The 16,832-nt window shown below is 71.7% G+C and carries 15 protein-coding genes; 4 read left to right on the forward strand and 11 right to left on the reverse strand.

Annotation, left to right across the window (positions count from 1 at the left end; genetic code table 11):
- Positions 1-92: 92 nt before the first annotated feature.
- From SYYSPA8_RS06780 to SYYSPA8_RS06795, 4 genes are all read right to left on the reverse strand, one after another.
- A complete protein-coding gene (locus SYYSPA8_RS06780) occupies positions 93-938 on the reverse strand; it encodes a helix-turn-helix domain-containing protein (protein WP_323446027.1) in 846 nt (281 codons plus the stop codon).
- 26 nt (positions 939-964) lie between these two features.
- Positions 965-1,477, reverse strand: coding sequence for a DUF6879 family protein (locus SYYSPA8_RS06785; RefSeq protein WP_323446028.1), 513 nt, complete (start codon positions 1,475-1,477; stop codon positions 965-967).
- On the reverse strand, positions 1,455-1,682 hold the full coding sequence (locus tag SYYSPA8_RS06790) for a hypothetical protein (protein WP_323446029.1): 228 nt from the start codon (positions 1,680-1,682) through the stop codon (positions 1,455-1,457). The genes SYYSPA8_RS06785 and SYYSPA8_RS06790 overlap by 23 nt, the downstream gene beginning before the upstream one ends.
- 214 nt (positions 1,683-1,896) lie before the next feature.
- Entirely contained in the window at positions 1,897-2,433 is a 537-nt protein-coding gene (locus SYYSPA8_RS06795) for a hypothetical protein (RefSeq protein WP_323446030.1), read from the reverse strand.
- Positions 2,434-2,897: 464 nt separating this feature from the next.
- On the opposite strand from SYYSPA8_RS06795, the gene SYYSPA8_RS06800 reads away from it, so the two are divergent.
- Positions 2,898-4,589: an ABC transporter substrate-binding protein gene (locus SYYSPA8_RS06800; RefSeq protein WP_323446031.1), complete on the forward strand. Its 1,692-nt coding sequence runs from the start codon at positions 2,898-2,900 to the stop codon at positions 4,587-4,589.
- Between the two features lie 29 nt (positions 4,590-4,618).
- On the opposite strand, the gene SYYSPA8_RS06805 is transcribed toward SYYSPA8_RS06800, so the two are convergent.
- The 4 genes from SYYSPA8_RS06805 to SYYSPA8_RS06820 are packed head-to-tail and all read right to left on the reverse strand — an operon-like array spanning position 4,619 to position 8,134.
- Positions 4,619-5,794: a C45 family peptidase gene (locus SYYSPA8_RS06805; RefSeq protein ID WP_323446032.1), complete on the reverse strand. Its 1,176-nt coding sequence runs from the start codon at positions 5,792-5,794 to the stop codon at positions 4,619-4,621.
- Positions 5,791-6,516 carry an SDR family NAD(P)-dependent oxidoreductase gene (locus tag SYYSPA8_RS06810; RefSeq protein WP_323446033.1) on the reverse strand — a complete coding sequence of 242 codons (726 nt, stop codon included), beginning with the start codon at positions 6,514-6,516 and terminating at the stop codon, positions 5,791-5,793. The genes SYYSPA8_RS06805 and SYYSPA8_RS06810 overlap by 4 nt, the downstream gene beginning before the upstream one ends.
- On the reverse strand, positions 6,513-7,310 hold the full coding sequence (locus SYYSPA8_RS06815) for an SDR family NAD(P)-dependent oxidoreductase (RefSeq protein ID WP_323446034.1): 798 nt from the start codon (positions 7,308-7,310) through the stop codon (positions 6,513-6,515). The genes SYYSPA8_RS06810 and SYYSPA8_RS06815 overlap by 4 nt, the downstream gene beginning before the upstream one ends.
- Positions 7,307-8,134 (reverse strand): polysaccharide deacetylase family protein, encoded by an 828-nt coding sequence (locus SYYSPA8_RS06820; RefSeq protein WP_323446035.1) that lies wholly within the window; start codon positions 8,132-8,134, stop codon positions 7,307-7,309. The genes SYYSPA8_RS06815 and SYYSPA8_RS06820 overlap by 4 nt, the downstream gene beginning before the upstream one ends.
- 283 nt (positions 8,135-8,417) lie before the next feature.
- Here SYYSPA8_RS06820 and SYYSPA8_RS06825 point away from each other — a divergent pair, with 283 nt between their 5' ends.
- Together SYYSPA8_RS06825 and SYYSPA8_RS06830 are read left to right on the forward strand one after the other, a co-directional pair.
- A complete protein-coding gene (locus SYYSPA8_RS06825; RefSeq protein WP_323446036.1) occupies positions 8,418-9,845 on the forward strand; it encodes an APC family permease in 1,428 nt (475 codons plus the stop codon).
- A 1,286-nt stretch (positions 9,846-11,131) separates the two neighbouring features.
- Complete coding sequence (locus SYYSPA8_RS06830; RefSeq protein WP_323446037.1) at positions 11,132-12,022, forward strand: S1 family peptidase; 891 nt, start codon at positions 11,132-11,134, stop codon at positions 12,020-12,022.
- 114 nt (positions 12,023-12,136) lie between these two features.
- Here SYYSPA8_RS06830 and SYYSPA8_RS06835 read toward each other — a convergent pair whose 3' ends face one another.
- Both SYYSPA8_RS06835 and SYYSPA8_RS06840 read right to left on the reverse strand, forming a co-directional pair.
- Positions 12,137-12,910, reverse strand: a complete 774-nt coding sequence (locus SYYSPA8_RS06835) for an alpha/beta fold hydrolase (RefSeq protein WP_323446038.1) — start codon at positions 12,908-12,910, stop codon at positions 12,137-12,139.
- Between the two features lie 180 nt (positions 12,911-13,090).
- Positions 13,091-13,423, reverse strand: coding sequence for a MazG-like family protein (locus SYYSPA8_RS06840; protein ID WP_323446039.1), 333 nt, complete (start codon positions 13,421-13,423; stop codon positions 13,091-13,093).
- 281 nt (positions 13,424-13,704) lie between these two features.
- Here SYYSPA8_RS06840 and SYYSPA8_RS06845 point away from each other — a divergent pair, with 281 nt between their 5' ends.
- On the forward strand, positions 13,705-15,096 hold the full coding sequence (locus SYYSPA8_RS06845) for a multidrug effflux MFS transporter (protein WP_407705919.1): 1,392 nt from the start codon (positions 13,705-13,707) through the stop codon (positions 15,094-15,096).
- Here SYYSPA8_RS06845 and SYYSPA8_RS06850 read toward each other — a convergent pair.
- Positions 15,093-16,754, reverse strand: coding sequence for a hypothetical protein (locus tag SYYSPA8_RS06850; RefSeq protein WP_323446041.1), 1,662 nt, complete (start codon positions 16,752-16,754; stop codon positions 15,093-15,095). The two genes, SYYSPA8_RS06845 and SYYSPA8_RS06850, sit on opposite strands and share 4 nt — an antisense overlap.
- Positions 16,755-16,832 lie beyond the last annotated feature (78 nt).

Below are 16,832 nucleotides of genomic sequence, written 5' to 3' on the forward strand. Positions count from 1 at the left end.
TCCCTCGCCGGCTTCCACAGGAGAGCCGTGCCGGTAACGCTAGGAAGGGTGGTGAGGCCGGCTCCACGGGTGTGCCGGAACTTGCCAGGCAATCACCCGAGTGCGTCGATGGCCGCCGTGATCAGCTCGCGGGCCGCAGCGCCGCGGACGGCGAGGTCGGACAACTCACTGAACGCGGAAGCGTAGAGGCTGATCTCGTGTTTCTGGGTGATCGTGAGATGCGCCGAGATCAGTTCGACGTTCACGGTGTGGTCGTCATAGAGGAAGAAGCCCTCGACAGGCCACAGACCCGAACGGTCGGCGTCATCGGGGATGATGCCGAGACTCACCGAGGGTAGGGCGGCAACGCTGAGCAGATAGCCGAGCTGTTCGGCCATCACTTCGGGCCCGCCGATGCGCGTACGAAGGACGCTCTCTTCCAGAAGAATGGCGAACCGGTGGTTGCCGTAAACGATCTGTTGCTTGGCCACGCGGACTTCGACGGCTGCCGGCACGTCATCAACCAAGCCGCGGCGGTCTCGAATGGAAGTAAGCAGGGCCCTGATATATGAGGCGGTCTGAACAGGGCCAGGGATCATCCAAGGGGAATAGATCCGGAACCGCTGCGTTCGCTCCCACAAGGGCAGTACGGACTCCTGGGCGCGCTTGAGGCCCGAGCGTTCCATCCGCCGCCAGTCCACGTACATGCCGTCGATTCCACGGGCCGTCGAGACCAGATCCTCAGCCTCGACATCCGCATCGCAGGCCGTAGCCCAGGCGCGGATGTCGGGCTCGGAGGGGGCACGCGTGCCGCTCTCGAAGCGCGAGCACTTTGATTCGTGCCAGCCGAGGCGGGCGGCCAACGCCCGTTTGGTGAGTCCGGCTTCATTCCGGATGTCGCGCAGACGTTGGCCGAGGGCCTTGCGTGCTTCCTGCACGCTCGAAGATGGCGAGGTCATATCGCTGAGACGTGCTGTTCTCTATGTCAGAGCAGCTTGAACTCGGAGTGTGGTGTTGCCCGCTCCCAGACGGATTCGAAGGCCGCCCCGCAGAGTTGTGCGAGTTCGGGTGACCTGCTGAGCTCCAGCTCCATGTTCTCGCTGTCGCCATCGAAGTGGTTGATCAGGACGAGTTCGGAGTCGAACAACCAGAAATCGTTGCCGGGGAAGGGGATATCCGTCGCATGCCGACGAGAGAGCCACCGAACCAGTTCACCGGCGGCGATGTTCAGTCCGTTCGTCACGTCGTGCTCGAAGCGGATGTACTCGCTGACGGGCGTGGAGACAACCCGGGCCCGGCGGACCTCGACACCGCGCGAGGTCGACTCCTTGACCAGGCTGAGCCAGTCGGCCCAGCGTTCAGCGGGGTCGATGGGCTTCCCGGCGCTCCAGTCGACGAAGGCCGGGTCCGACTGCATGTAGCTGTCGCGCATCTCCAGATGGACGGCCGTCCTCTGGCAGTCGCGAAACAGCTCCTCAAACGTCGGGACCTTCTTCACCCTTCACCTCCAGGAAGAACTGCGCCATGCGCCGAGGGATCTCCACCACCGACTCGTGGCCCGGGACGTCCATCTGTCCCAGACGCTCGCCGTCAAGCACCTTGAGGCCCTGTACGAGGTACGTGTCCTTCTCGTCGTCCAGGTAGATCGTGGGAGACCCCCCGCTTGGACTCTCCGGGTCCTTGCCGAGCTTACGCAGGGCCATGATGTCCACCTCCGGTGCGGGGAACGATTGACGTACCAGAGCTTGCCCCTCAACTGGCTCCACAGCAGAGGAACGTGCCAGAACTTGCCAGAACCGCGTTCGCCGAGGGAGCAGATTACGGCCATCGGCTCACCGACCCGAAGCGCGGCTGTGCAGCCGACCGGGCGGGTCTGTCGGCCCGGTGGCGGAGAGGGCTACCAGGGGACCGGACGCATCAGCCGGATCGCTCGCAGCGCTGCTCGCCGGCGGCGGGAAGTTCCGCTGCCATCCGCTCCCAGGCGAAGGCCACCTCCGCGCCGGTGTACGACTGCACCGGCTCGTCGGGGGAGCGGGGGATGGTCACGAGCATCCGCTCGCCGGAGGCGAAGAACCCCGCCTCGGCGCGCGGCACGGTGAACACCGTCTCCTTCGGGCCCTTCGACGGCTTCAGATAGCGGTCCACGGCGAGCACCACCCGAGTGCGGTCGCCCTGTGGCTCGGTCCGGGTCACCGTGCCCCGGGCTATCACCTGGGCGCAGACCACCGGACTGGCGGAGACGGGTTCGTCGGCCGCGTCGGCGCCTGCGGATCCGTCGTCGCGGAGGGCCAGGACCGCGCCGACGGCCAGGGCCACGGCACCGGCGGTCAGGCACAGCGGCACGGTGAGCCCGCGCCGGGACCACCGGCCGTTCCCGCGCGCCGCGGGGGCCGCCGTTCCGTCCAGTTCCCCGTGTGCGGGTGCCGACTGCGTGTCGTTGCCGTTCTCCACCACTCACGTCACCTCGTTCGAGAGAAGTCGCGTGTGCATCCACCCCGGCCTTTGTCCCCCTAGACCCTCCCGCCCCAGGTGCGGTCCGGCAACCCTTCGGGCGGTACGGAGTCCCAGAACCGGGCCGGGAACGGTGACAGCGGGCATGCGAAAAGTTTCGGCCATGGCTGGGTATGGCCCTGTCGGGCATGTCTGGATTAGGGTGCTTGCGCGGGCTCGTTACACGGGCCGCCGGTGGTCCGAGGGTTCGGAGAGGAACCTGTCGGTCACGCAGCGTACCCGGGGCCCGGGAGAGCGGGTCGGACCGGCCGGATCCGGGGCGGGGACCTCGGGGAGTACGCACGAGAGGAGCAGCCGCCTTGCGTTCGCCTCAGCCTCAGTCCCAGCCTCGGCATCAGCCTCAGTCCCAGCTTCGGCATCAGCCCTGGCCCTTCGGCACGGATTCCGGCGCCGAGCGTTCCTGGGACGTGACCCTCACCCCCACCGATCGGCCCGGTCAGCTCCATCAGCCCGATTCGCCCGAGCAGCCCGGCCGGCCGGGACTCAGCGCGGCCCTGCTGCGGCGGGTCGCCGGATTCCACGCGTGCGGGCTGCCGAGCGCGCAGTTCCTGTGGTGCGAGGACGGGCGGTGGGCGTGGGTCCGGATGGAGCTGAGGCCCGTCGCCGGGGCCGTCGTCTCCGTCAGTGTGCGGCCGCTCGACGGGCCGCCCGCCGGGCTCACCGCGCGGGAGATCGATATCATCTCGCTCGTCGCCCTCGGGCTCGCCAACCGGGAGATATCCAGCCGCCTCGGCACCAGCGTCCGCACCGTGACCACACAGGTCGAACGGCTGCTGAGGAAGCTGGGCCAGGACTCCCGCGCCGGGCTGAGCGCCCTCGCCGTCGACCGGGACCTGATCCGGCTGCCCATCCCCGGCGGCGTCGAACACCGCCCCGGGATCCGGATGCTCGACCTCGAACGGCACGCCGCGACCGCGCGCACCCTCGCGACCCCCGCCCCCCGGCGCTTCCGCTCGGCCGGCCGGGACACCCTCCGGATCGGGACCATCGCCGTCGCGGGCGCCTTCGCCCCGGACGGGCGGGAGACCGCCCAGGGCGCCGCGCTGGCCGTCCGCGACATCAACGCCCTCCTCCACGACGACGGCCGCTCCGTCGAACACGTCGTCGTCCACGTCGACCCCCTGGACGAGGAGTCCGTACGGGCCGGTCTCGCCGCGCTGACCGCCGCCGATGTCGACGCCGTGACCAGCAGCTACGCCAGCGCGCTCAGCCCCGCCGTCTTCGACTTCGCCGCCGACCTGGGGCGGACCTTCCTCCACACCAACACCTGGACCCGCAGCGTGGACGCGGTACGCGAGGACCCGCACCGCTACGGCCACGTCTTCCAGACCTGCCCGTCCGAGACCGCCTACCGCTCCGCGCTGCTCGCGTATCTCCGCTGCCACCCGGCGGCCACCGGCGGGGAAGGGCAACGGCGAAGGCCCCGGCTGGCGGTGATCGAACTCGACGGCTACGGCTGCGCCGTCACCGACGGCACCTTCGCGGCCCGGGTCCACGACAGCGGCTGGACCGCCGTCTCCACGCACCGCGTCGGCCTCACCGTCGACGACGCCGACGCCCTGGCGGCGGAGGTCCTGGCCGACGGGCCCGACCTCGTCGTCGTCTCGCACCTGGGCGTCGAGGCGGCCGCCGCGCTCCAGAACGCGATCGTCGCGCACAGCCCCCGGCAGCCCACGTACCACATCTACACCCCCTCGGTGCCGGGGTTCGCCCGCCGGACGGCGCGGGGCGCGGGGGAGGGCGAGGTCATCTGGTCCACCGTGACCGGCCGCCCCGACGACCCGCTCGGGCGGCGGTTCAGCGAGGCGTACGCGCGTACGTTCGGCACGCGGCCCGGCCGCAGCCAGGCCAGCGCCGCCTACGACCAGGTCCGTATGCTGCACACCGCCTTCTCCGTGACCGGCTCCTTCCGCCCCGAGGCCGTCGACGCCTACCTCCGTGACGGTGCCTACCGGGGTGTCAACGGCACCTATCTCTTCGCCGAGCCCGGCCAGTCGTCCTCCGGATACCCCTACGACACCGCCGACCGGTCCCTCTCCCAGCCCACCCTGACCTACCGTCTCTCCCGCCACGGCCAGGAGGTCATCAACGTGGCCTGACCCCGGCCTCGGCCACCCCGGGAACCCGGTCAGGCGGCGGCGAAGAACTCCGCGTAGTCGTACGTCTCCCGGGGCACCGCGCACGGATGCCCCAGCACCAGATGCATCATCCGCCGCTCGGGCTCCATCACCACACTCGCCACCGTCGACCCCTGCTCCAGCTCGTGCTGCTTCTCGTCGGGGTGGCAGCAGATCGCGTCCGGGAAGTTGCCGTGGTCGCTGAGCACCTCGTGCCACCCGGCCACCGACGGACTGGGCATCAGCTCCGCCAGGGCCAGCGCCCGTTCCCGCCGGTACAGGGTGTCCGGCATCACCCGCGGGCCGTGATCCGTGACGGCCGTGACGTCCGTGACGTCCGTGACATCCGCGGTGTCCGTGGCGAACGAACCGAACTCCGCCGGATCGCTGGTGAAATGGTTGCAGTGGATGAGATGGCCGCCCCGCTCCACCCGCTGCCAGGCGATGTCGCCCGCGCCGCCGGGACGCGTCTCCGCGTCGACTCCCCGGCCCTCGCCCACCAGCAGATAGTTCGCCGAGGACGCCCGCTCGGCACTCCGCAGCACCTCCTCGGCCGCCCCGACCGACTCCGACTCCAGCAGCGCCCGCAGCATCAGGTGGTACGGGATCCCGGGCGCTCCCACGTCGTGCGAGGTCACCAGGGCGTTGGTCAGCAGCGTCACCCCGGACGAGTTCATCCCGAACTTCGCCAGCAGCCCCGCCTCCACCACCGACACCCACCGGGGACCCCGGTCCGGCACCGCCTCCAGCACCACCACCGTGTCGTGGGAGAACGGAATCCAGTCCCAGTTCTGTCCCACCACCGGCTCCGGCCCCCGCAGATCGCAGAACGCCGTGCACTCGGCGGGCGTCCGCACCCCCGTCGCCTCCGCGATCGCCTGCGCCTTGCCCGAGAACAGGATCTCCGTCCGCAGATTCAGCGCCAGCACATCCTCGAAGGCCACCCCGGCGCCCAGGGCGATGCCCTCCATCTCCTCCAGATACTCCGGCCGCCAGGCGGCTATGACGGGAACGAAGTCCTCCGCGAGAGCGGTGGCCTGGGCCCAGGTGAATCCGGCGAACTTCGCGTACACCCGCTCGTAGTTCTCCAAGGAGAGCAGGATCCGCTCCCGGGCGGCCACCCCGTAGTACCGGCCGCGCTCCCGCGGCCCCCCGTGTGCCCTGATGACCAGCGGTGCCGTACTCATGACGCGCTCTGCCCTCCGTCCACGGCGATCACCGTGCCGCTCACATACGCCGATTCCCCCGACGCGAGGAAGAGACATACCCGCGCCACCTCCTCCGCAGTGCCGAGCCTGCGGGCCGGAATCCGCCGCAGCACCTGCTCGAACGCCTCCGGGTCCCCGGACACCGTCGTCATCGGGGTGTCGATCACCCCGGGCGCCACCGCGTTGCACCGCACGCCGTACGGGCCCCACTCCACCGCCAGTTGCCGGGTCAGCGCCTCCACCGCCCCCTTGCTGGCGCTGTACGCGGCACTCGGCTCGCCCGCGTCGCCCCGCGCGGCGGCGATCGACGACAGCAGGGTCACGCTCCCGCCCCGGCCACTGTCGATCATCCGGCGGGCGGCGGCGGACGCCACCAGCAGCGAACCGCGCGCGTTGACCGCCAGGACCGCGTCCCACGCGGCGGCGCCCGTCGTTACGGCGGGCCCGAAGCGGTAGACCCCGGCGCAGTGCACCACCGCGTCCGGAGCGGCCCCGCCCCACGCCTCGTCCACCCGGTCGAACGCACGGCGCACCGATTCCTCGTCCGTGATGTCACAGGCGATGATCCCCTCCGCCCCGGTGAGATCGAGCCCGAGCACCGACCAGCCGCGCTCGCGGGCCAGCGCGGCGGCGGCCCGCCCGATCCCGGAGCCGGCGCCACTGACCACCAGCCGGCGCGGAGCCTCGACGACAGCACTCATGACGTGAGCACTCCTCCATTCACATTGAGGGTCTGCCCGGTGACATAACCGGCACCGGACAACAGATAGTGGACGGCGTCGGCGACATCCGCCCCGACCCCGTGGCGGGCCAGCGGCACCTCGGCCACCACCCGCTCCCGCTCCTCCTCCACGGAACGCCCGCTGCGGCGGGCCCGCGCGGCCAGCTCCTCCCGGTGCATCCCGGTCATCACATAGCCCGGCGCGACCGCGTTCACCGTGCAGGACGGCGCCAGCTCCACCGCCAGCGTCCGCATCAGCGACTGCACCGCCGCCTTGCTGGCGCTGTACGCACCGGCGCCCGGTGTGGGCCGCTGAGCGAAGAGCGAGCCGACGACCACGATCCGGCCCACCGACCCCTCCCGGCCGAGCAGGGGCCGCACGGCCTGCACGCAGTGGAGCACGCCGAAGAAGTTCACCTCGAACACCCGCCGTATCTCGGTCTCCGGAGTGTCCAGCAACGGGGTGTCGGGACCGCCCACGGCGGCGTTCGCCACCAGCGCGTCCACGCCGCCGAACAGCTCGGCCGCCGTCTCCGCCAGCCGTGCCGCGTCACAGGCCCGCGACACGTCGGCGACCACCCCGGCCGCCCGCGGCTCCCCGCCACCGTCACCGGAGCCGCCGACGGGACTGGTGTCCAGCTCCCGGGCCACCGCCTCCACCCTCGGGTCCACATCGCTCAGCAGCACCCGCCACCCCTCCCGCACCAGCCGCCGGGCGACACTCCGCCCGATCCCGCGCGCCGCGCCGGTGACCACGGCGGTACGCCCGGTCATGACCGCGCTCCCGCGAACCCGGCCCCGGACCCGGCCCCGGTTCCGGCGGGGGCGCGACGGACCGTGTCCGCCACTTCACCGCAGGTCGCGAACCAGACCCCGCCGCCCCCGCCCCCGTCGTACGCCCGCACGCCCGTCAGGAACTCCTCCAGCATCCGCAGCCGCCCCGGCCGGCCGATGAGCTGCGGATGCACCGTGAGCGTCACCAGCCCCCCGATGTCGTGGATCGCCGACGCCTCCTCGCCCCACACCTCGGCCACCTCCCGCGCCGACCGGATCGTCCGGTCCCAGCTGGTGGCGTCGAACCAGAAGTGGGGCGCGTCGTCCAGCGTCCAGTGCACCGGGATCTCCACCAGGTCATGACCCGGATGGCGATACGGCACGACCGCGTCCATCAGATTGGAGGAGTAGCCGAAGCCGTGCTCCACCAGCAGATCCAGGGTGTGCGGACTGAGGTCCCACGACGGCGACCGGTAGCCCGCCACCCGGTCCGTGAACTCCCCGAGCACCGCCAGCCCCCGGGCCAGCTCCTGCGCTTCCTCCTCCCGCGTCATCAGATGCGGCGAGCGGTGGGTATGGCCGTGATGGCCGATCTCATGACCCCGGGCCGCCACCGACTCCATGACCGACGGATACCTCTCGGCGTCCCGGCCGCAGACGAAGAACGTGGCCGGCACCCCTAGCCGGTCGAGCATGTCGAGCAGCCGCGGAACCCCGATCTCCGCCCCGTACCTGGCCTGGGAGAGCACCCCGGGACGGGCCGCGTTCGCGGGGTCCTCCGCGAGCCACAATTCCTCGGCGTCGAAGTCGACCGTCAGCGCCAAAGCCGCCTTATAGCCTGCTGGCCACATATGTGGTGGTCCTCTCTCAACGGGAGATCCCGGCACGATCGAGGAACACCGTAGCGATGCGTCTCCTTTTCCGACTTCCGTAAGATTACGTATCGACCGTGCCCACGGCCGCCGTGTCGCGACCGGCCGGGACGGCGCGTATTCCGCCCACCTCCCGTACGTACAGATACGTATGTCGGACACCCCCCGGGTTTGCCACTCTTCGGGAATCGACGGAACCCCGTCCCACCGACGGGCGCGGAGAGGAATCATGCCGGTGTCCAGTAATCACAGAGCCAGCGCGGAGAACGCCCCGCAGCTGAAGCGCGTGCTGCGGCTGCCCGCCGTCGTGCTCTTCGGCCTCACCTACATGTCGCCCGTCGCCGTCTTCACCACCTACGGGATCGTCAACGACGAGACCGACGGGCACCTCCCCGCCGCCTATGTGCTGGCACTCGCCGTGATGCTGCTGACCGCGCACAGTTACGGACGGATGGTCCGCAGCTTCCCGGCCGCCGGCTCCGCGTACAAGTACTCACAGAAGGTGTTCGGCGGGCATGTCGGCTTCATGACCGGCTGGGCCCTGATGCTGGACTACCTCTTCCTCCCGATGGTCTCCTTCCTGCTGGCCGGGATCTATCTGCACGCCCAGTTCCCCGGGGTGCCGCAGGCCGTCTGGAGCGTGCTCGTGCTCCTGGCCGTCCTCGTCTTCAACGTCCTCGGGGTCAAGTTCGTCAGCCGGATCACCGCGGTCATCATGGGCGCGACCGGGCTGCTGCTCATCGCCTTCGTCGTCCTCGGCGCGACCCACTCGCAGGTCCCCGCCGGTGACGCCCTCCAGTCCTTCGTCCCCGAAGCCGGGCAGTGGTCCCTGCTCGCCGGCGGCGCGGCCATCCTGGCGCTGAGCTTCCTCGGCTTCGACGCCGTCTCCACCCTCGCCGAAGAGGCCCACGACCCCCGCCGGACCATCCCGCTCGGCATCATCCTCACCACCGCCATCGGCGGCGGCCTCTTCATCCTGGTGGCATGGATCGGCTCCCTCGTCCGCCCCGACAACGCCTTCACCGACCCCGACTCGGCGGGCGCCGAACTGATGCGGACCGTCGGCGGCTCCGCGCTGAGCGGCGCCTTCACCGCCGTCTACGTCCTCGGCTGCTTCGGGTCCGCGATGGTCTCCCAGGCCAGCGTCTCCCGCATCATCTTCTCCATGGGGCGGGACGGGCTCCTGCCGCGCCGGGTCTTCGGGCGGCTGCACCCCCGCTTCGGCACCCCTGTGGGGGCGCTGCTCGCGGTCTCCGCCGTGGCCCTCCTCGCCACCGTCCTCACCCTCGACCAGGCCGTCGTAATGATCAACTTCGGGGCGCTGGCCGCCTTCTCGATGGTCAATCTGAGCGTGCTCAAGCACTATCTGGCCGGGGCGGGCCGCCAGACCGGCGCTCACCGGTCGCGGGCCCGGTTCCTGCTGGTCAACGGCGTACTCCCGGCGCTCGGCTTCGCCAGCACCGTCTGGCTGTGGACCAGTCTGACAGGGGACACCTTCATCGTGGGCGTCCTGTGGATAACCGCCGGACTGGTCCTGCTGGCGATCTCCACCCGCTTCTTCACGCGCCGCCCGCCGGAGCTGCACATGGACGAGGAGGGCAGCGATCCGGCCCCGGGACCCGAGGAAGCCGTCGCCCCCGCCCACCCCGCGTCCCCCCGCTGATTCCCGGAGCACGGAGCCCGCAGTCCGCAGTCCGGCGACCGGAGCCCGGCGACCGACAACAGGCGACCGGCACACCGATCCGGATACCGGATATCCGGCCCGCACCGGAACCCGTCCAGGGGCCGGTTCGGGCCGGTGTGGCCGACAACTTCCCTCGATTTCCCCTCTGTTGACTCGTGTTCCTCTCGGGGTGGCCGTCGCGAATCCTTTTGATCGGTGTTTCGTCGATGAGAGAAGAACCCCAGTTCCGTCAGCCGCCCCGAGGGGAACACGAAATATCGACACCCCGAGTGGATCCCGCGTGAACCGTTTCCCTTTCCCTCCGTTCCCGCAGGAACGCCGCTTCCCGCAGTGGCGCGGAACGTTTCTTGTCCAGGCGCAACCACCGCCGACACACTGGACAGGGCGCGCGGGAAGAAGGGCAGCGGATGATCACGGACATCGAGTCGGCCGGGCCCGCTCCGGGTCGTCTGCGCACTGACGGAACGGCCCCTCCGACGGCAGGGCCGGGGTGAACCCGGCGGCCCGCCCGCACGTTCCAGTGATGAGGGCGGCCTTCGGGAGCGCTGGGCCGATGGTGGAGTCGGCCGACCCGCCTTCTCCCCTGGCACATTCCCCTGGGAGATGCAGAACCGGTCACGCCGTTCCGGCGAACAAGCGGATATACGGCGCAAAACGGCAGAGCCCAGTGGAACTGGATAGAAGGATTCCGCACTTGCGCCCGACCGGCGCGCATCCCGCCTCCGGGCCGGGGCCCGGTCCGGCCGCCCGCTCCGGGCGGGTCGGGGTCCGTGGTCCCCACAGCCAGATGTCCGGTAGCGGAATATGGTGAAGCGTTTTCCCTCCGCCCCAACATCGCCCGCCGGGATGTTACTCCGGCGTTATCTCTGATGGTCTGTCAAGTACGCGTCGATCAGCCACGCGGGCGCGGAACGGCCGAAGATCGGGGCCGCCCGGCGGCGTCGTGACCCCGGGTCCGACGCCGGAGACGGGTCCGGGGGCGGAATCCGGACGTCGATCGTCCATTTCAAGGGCGCGGGCTCCCCTGGTGCCGTCGCTCCGTTTCGTGCGGAGGTTCGAGCAAGAGCCACTTCGCGCCATGGGGTCACCTCGCCACCATGACGCGCGTAGTGCGGCCTAAAGCCGCGCTGTACCGGTGGGGGAGCGCGGTTGAGGATCCGTACCACGCCGATTGACAGGCCCATGACTGCCGCATTGTCCATGGGGTTGCCGGAGGCGTATGCGAAGGCCCGACACCGAACGGGCCACGGATTCCCGGAGGATGAGTGAAGATCAACAAGATCTCCGTCGCCAAGCGCGCCCGTGTGATCGCCGTCGGCGTGAGCCTGGCGGCTGTCTCCGCGCTCGCCGCACCCACCGCGGTGGCCGCAGACTCGGCGGCGAAGCCCAGCACGGCCCAGCTCGCGAAGGCGAGCGACGCCGTACTCGACGCCAACATCGGCGGTACGGCCTGGTACACCGACGCCAAGTCGGGCAAGGTCGTCGTCACCGTCGACACCACGGTCTCGGCCGCCGAGATCGCGAAGATCAAGAAGCAGGCCGGCGCCGAGGCCGGTTCGCTCCAGATCAAGCGGACCAACGGCAAGTTCAGCAAGATGGTCGCCGGTGGAGAGGCCATCTACACGGGCGGCGCCCGATGCTCCCTCGGCTTCAACGTCACCGGTGGTGGCGGCTACTACGCCCTGACGGCCGGCCACTGCACCAACATCGGCGCGGTCTGGACCTTCGCCGGCGGCAACGCCACCCGTGTCGCCTCGGTCTTCCCCGGCGCGGACCACGGTGTCATCCAGCACTCCAACCCGGCCAACGCGGACGGCCGTGTCTACCTCTACAACGGCACCTACCGTGACATCGTCAACGCCACGACCCCGGGCATCGGCCAGTTCGTGGAGCGCACCGGCAGCACCACCGGCTACCGCAACGGCCGGGTGACCGGCCTCAACGCCACCGTCAACTACGGCGGCGGCCAGCTGGTCTACGGTCTGATCCAGACCAACGTCTGCGCCCAGCCCGGTGACAGCGGTGGCCCGCTCTTCAGCGGCAACACCGGTCACGGTCTGCTCTCCGGCGGCTCCGGCAACTGCACCGTCGGCGGCACCACCTTCTACGAGCCCGTCCTGCGGCCGCTGACCCAGTACGGCCTGAGCATCCTCTGAGGCACCGCACCACCCTGACACCGGTGGCCCACGCTCTCCGCGGAGCGTGGGCCACCGGCCCATGTCCTCACCACCGGGACGTTCCGGGCTTCGGGGCGACGGGGGCTGCGGGGATCAGCCGCAGTGGGCCAGGACCGTCCCGGCGATCAGATCGGGGACCCGGAGCGGAGCCAGGTGGTCCACACCGGGCATCCGGACGAGCCGGCAGTCCGGGAGCCGCGCCGCCAGCTCCTCGTTGCAGGTAACCAGGGGCGGGCGGTCCAGCTCGCCGAGGAGAACGACCGCCGGCACGGTGATCTCGCCGAGGCGGTCGAAGACCGGTGGGTCCGCCTCCTCGTGCTCCTCCTCGCCCGGCCAGGCCGTCGCCGCCGAGCGCAGCTGCTCCACGGCCCGCTCGTCGGCCCCGGAACGCGCCCACTCCCGGAGGCCGAACGCGGTCAGCCCGTCGATGTCCCGGGCGGCCATCAGCCGCTCGTACTCGGCGTCCACCTCGGGCTCGTCCGGCCAGGGGTAGCCCCCCACGCCCGGGGTGACGAGCACCAGCGACCGGACCCGCTCCGGTGCGAGCAGGGCGAGCCCCAGCGCCGCCCCGCCGCCCATGCTGCAACCGACCAGCGGAACCCGGTCGAGGGCGAAGTGGTCCAGGACGGCGAGGAGATCCCCGAGCAGGGTGTACGGCGCGGTGGGTGCGGGGGAACGGCCGTATCCCCGGACGTCGTAGCGGATGATCCGGTGGTGCGGGGCGAGCCGCTCCACCAGCGGATCCCAGATGCGGGAGTCCCCGACACCGGGGTGCAGCAGGACGACCGGCGGGGCGTCGCCCCCGGAGTCCTCGGCCCAGACGGTGTCGCCACCGGATACCGGGATCATGTGGTGCGTGGTGTGCATGCAGGCAGCCTGCGGGCAGGGTGCCGGACGGGCAAGCCGTTTTGCCTCACCCGGCGCGGGAGTCGTGGGAGTCGCGGGAGTCGTGGGAGTCGCGGGAGTCGCGGGGGCGCCGGATGCCCGGGGGGACGCGGGGCGCCCGCCGGCGGGGAAGGCCGGGCGCCCGCCGGGGGACCGGCCCCCTCACACCAGGGCCGCGCGCTCGGCCACCACCCCCACCCGGTCCTCCAGGACATGGGCCGCGGCCGGGGTCAGCGACCGGAGGGCCACCATCGCGGTCAGGATCACATCGCACAGCTCGGCTTCCACGTCGGTCCACTCATGGGTGTGGCCCTTGCGGGGATTCTGGCCGGTGGCGCCGACGACGGCGCCCGCCACCTCGCCGACTTCTTCGGAGAGCTTGAGGACGCGGAGGAGGATCTCCTCCTCGCGGGGGCGCGTCGAGTGGTCGTCGAGCCAGGTGTGGATTCGGTCTACGGTGTCCCAGATCGGGTCGATCGTGGAGTGCTGGTCCATACGGGTCAGAGTGCCACGCGGACCGGCCGTGGCGGCAGGGGGGTTGACACGGAACCACTCGAACTGGTGATCCCAGTACGACTGATCGCTTAACCCGCCCCGATGCGGGGCATGTTCGTGGCCACGAGCCGGCGGCGCGGACCCGTCCGCGCGCCGTCACCACCGCCGGAGCCGACAGGCACGGAGGCCGCCCGAGCGCGGCTGTACCGAGCGGAAATTCCGCCCGGCCCGATCCGGGGAGCTGAGAGCATAGGAAAGGATTCAACGATATGGAGAGCTGAATGGGCGGCGACCGAGCCGGCGGAGACGGAAACAGCGGAGAAGCACACATAGGCGGACACAGATCCGGCGGACACCGATCCGGCGGTGGCCCCGGCGCCACCGGTACGGCCGGGCCACCGGTGGCCGACGCCCCCGGGCCGGACCTCCGGCCGCCCCTCGCCCCAGCGGTGACGACCCCGTCCGTCGCCGCCGCCCGGCGGGCCGGGATCCTGGTCACCCTGGTCCTCGGCGGGCTCACCGCACTCCCGCCGCTCTCCATGGACATGTATCTGCCGGCGCTGCCCGCCGTCACCGACTCCCTCTCCGCCTCCGCCGCCACCGTCCAGCTCACCCTGACCGCCTGCCTCGCCGGCATGGCCCTGGGACAGCTGGTCGTCGGGCCGATGAGCGACAAGTGGGGGCGACGGCGCCCGCTGCTCGTCGGGATGGTGGTCTACATCGTCGCCACCGCTCTGTGCGCCATGGCCCCCACCGCCGGGTTCCTCATCGGCCTGCGGCTGCTCCAGGGCCTGGCGGGCGCGGCCGGCATCGTCATCGCGCGGGCGGTGGTCCGGGATCTGTACGACGGCGAGGAGATGGCCCGCTTCTTCTCCACGCTGATGCTGATCTCCGGGGTCGCACCCGTCATCGCGCCCGTGATCGGGGCGCAGGTGCTGAGGGTCACCGACTGGCGGGGCGTCTTCGTCGTCCTGACCGTGGTCGGCGTGCTGCTCACGCTGGTCGTGGTGCGCTGGCTGCCGGAGACCCTGCCGCCGGAGCGCCGGCACTCCGGCGGGGTCGGCGCGGCGCTGCGGACCATGCGCGGGCTGCTCGCCGACCGTGTCTTCAGCGGCTATGTCCTGGTCGGCGGGTTCGCCTTCGCCGCGCTCTTCGCGTACATCGCGGCCTCGCCGTTCGTGGTGCAGGACATCTACGGCGGGTCGGCGCAGACCTTCAGCCTGCTCTTCGCCGTCAACTCGATCGGGCTGATCGCGGTGGGGCAGCTCAACGGCCGGGTGCTGGTGGGCCGGGTCCATCTGGACGCCGTCCTCGCCGTGGGGCTCGGCGTCCTCACCCTGGCCGGGCTCGCGCTGGTCCTGATGACCTCCGGGGTGTTCGGAGACCCGGGGCTGGCGGGGGTCGCCGCCGGGCTGTTCGTCCTGATGGCGGCCATGGGTCTGGTGATGCCCAACATCACCGCCCGCGCGCTGGGCCGGACCCCGCACGCCGCCGGGTCGGCGTCGGCGCTGATCGGTACGTCGTCGTTCCTGACCGGCGCTCTGGTGTCCCCGCTGGTCGGGGTCGCGGGGGAGGGGACGGCCGTGCCGATGGCCGTGGTGCAACTCGTCTGCGGGCTGCTGGCGGTGGGGTGCCTGGTGGTGCTCTGCCGCCCGTGGCGGGCGGCGGACTAGCCTCCGGCGTCCCCCGTGTCCCCCGTGTTCGAGGAGACCCCGAGCCGGTCGGTGGCACGGCCCCCGGTGAGGCCCCCAGTGAGGCCCCCGGTGCGGCCCCCGGTGCGGTCGGTGGTGCGGTTGCCGGGTGGGGCGCCCGTACGGGGGTGGGCCGTCAGGTGGGTGTGGTCGCGGGCGTCAGTCCAGGTCAGGAGGGCCAGACCGGAGACCTCCGCCGCCGGGAGACGGATGTGCGGGGGCAGGGGGCGGGGGCCGGAGCCCTGGGCGACGGCGAGTTCGACGGGGGTGCCGCCGCCCGCGAGGGCATCCGCCGCGTCCCGGGCGTTGAGGGCGCCGTACGCGGTGCCGTCGTCCGTCACCGACGTCAGCACCAGCGGTGGCGCCCCGTCGGCCTGGTCGAAGCAGTACCCCTTCTTCCGCCCCAGGTCGAAGGCGAGCTGACCCGAGACGAGATAGCCGCTCCGGGGCGAGAGCACTGCTCTGGGCCGGTCGCCCGGGTCGATCTCCGGCCGGTGGCAGCGGGCGGTGGCCAGCACCCGGCCGGAGCGGGTGTCGTGCACCGCCCAGATCTCATGGGTACGGGCGTCCTGACGTCCCCGCGCCGGGCGCCACTTGGCCAGCAGATGGCCGGGAAGCACGGAGACCGGCACCCCCGAGGAGGGCGCGGTGCCGGGCGGGGCCACCGTCGCGCTGTACCAGCCGCCCCGTACCCAGAAGCCGGACTCGCCGCCGACCAGCAGGCCGCGCTCGGTGAGCCCGCGCACCTCGGTCAGGCGGCGGCAGCCCGCGCAGCCCCGGGGGTGGCCGAGGGCCTTCCCCCGTACCTCCGAGACCTCGCCGGTCGCCGGGTCGACCACCGCGTTGCGGGTGCCGCCGTCGGCGATCAGGACGCCGGGGCCGTCGCCGGACACGGTGGGGGCGCCGGGCCAGGGCAGTTCGACCCGCCGGCGGCTGCCGTCGGCGGCGTCGTACAGCTCCAGGACGACCGAGGTGCCCGCCGCGAGCCCGACCCCGTCGGTGCCATCAGCTCCATCAGCTCCGTCAGCTCGATCAGCTCCGTCCGCGCCATCCGCTCCCGCGGCCGGGGCGTCGCCCATACGGTCGTCCGTGCCGTCGGCCGGGGTCGTGCGGCCGAAGGACCAGACCACGAAGTACTCGCGTCCGTCCCTGGTGACCGGCAGCAGCCGGGGGAAGGGGACGGCGGCCGCGTCGTCGGCACCCCCCTCGGGGACGCCGGCGGGGCGGAGGGCCGGGCCGCTCCAGGACGGGCGGCCGGTGGCGGTGTCATGGGTCCGGACCCGGAACCGGTCGCCGTCCCCGCCCGGTATCCGGGCCAGATGGGCGATCCGGCCGGTGGTCCGGGCCACGGCGTACTCCGGGGAGAGATCGCTGATCTCCCAGCGAGGCGCCGGGGCGTACGAGGGAGGCGGGACCGGCCGGTCGACCGGGGCGGCGGTGCCGGTTCCGGTCCCGGTGCCCGCCGCGCCGGGCCGCCGGTCCTCCTGGCCCTGGCCCCCACCGCCGTCGCCACCGGTACCCGCCCCGCCGCCGGAGCCCCCGCCGAATCCGTCGCCGCCGGCCAGCGTCCACAGCAGCAACAGCGCGAGGACTGCGGCACCGGCCGCCAGGACCGTGCGCGTGACGCGCCGCTGTCTCATGGGCCCCTCGGGTCGTCGGCGCCGGTGGGCCGGCAGCGGGTCGGCTCCGGCCGCCGGCGTGGCGGGCGTACGGGTGGC

The sequence above is a fragment of the Streptomyces yaizuensis genome (genome assembly GCF_034961445.1).
GTDB classification, from domain to species: Bacteria; Actinomycetota; Actinomycetes; order Streptomycetales; family Streptomycetaceae; genus Streptomyces; species Streptomyces yaizuensis.

Excerpts from the sequence above, each read along its gene's own strand:
- SYYSPA8_RS06835 (WP_323446038.1), bottom strand. The coding sequence starts at position 12,910 with ATGCACACCACGCACCACATGATCCCGGTATCCGGTGGCGACACCGTC.
- SYYSPA8_RS06815 (WP_323446034.1), bottom strand. The coding sequence starts at position 7,310 with ATGACCGGGCGTACCGCCGTGGTCACCGGCGCGGCGCGCGGGATCGGG.
- SYYSPA8_RS06780 (WP_323446027.1), bottom strand. The coding sequence starts at position 938 with ATGACCTCGCCATCTTCGAGCGTGCAGGAAGCACGCAAGGCCCTCGGC.
- SYYSPA8_RS06810 (WP_323446033.1), bottom strand. The coding sequence starts at position 6,516 with ATGAGTGCTGTCGTCGAGGCTCCGCGCCGGCTGGTGGTCAGTGGCGCC.
- SYYSPA8_RS06790 (WP_323446029.1), bottom strand. The coding sequence starts at position 1,682 with ATGGCCCTGCGTAAGCTCGGCAAGGACCCGGAGAGTCCAAGCGGGGGG.
- SYYSPA8_RS06840 (WP_323446039.1), bottom strand. The coding sequence starts at position 13,423 with ATGGACCAGCACTCCACGATCGACCCGATCTGGGACACCGTAGACCGA.
- SYYSPA8_RS06805 (WP_323446032.1), bottom strand. The coding sequence starts at position 5,794 with ATGAGTACGGCACCGCTGGTCATCAGGGCACACGGGGGGCCGCGGGAG.
- SYYSPA8_RS06850 (WP_323446041.1), bottom strand. The coding sequence starts at position 16,754 with ATGAGACAGCGGCGCGTCACGCGCACGGTCCTGGCGGCCGGTGCCGCA.
- SYYSPA8_RS06845 (WP_407705919.1), top strand. The coding sequence starts at position 13,705 with ATGGGCGGCGACCGAGCCGGCGGAGACGGAAACAGCGGAGAAGCACAC.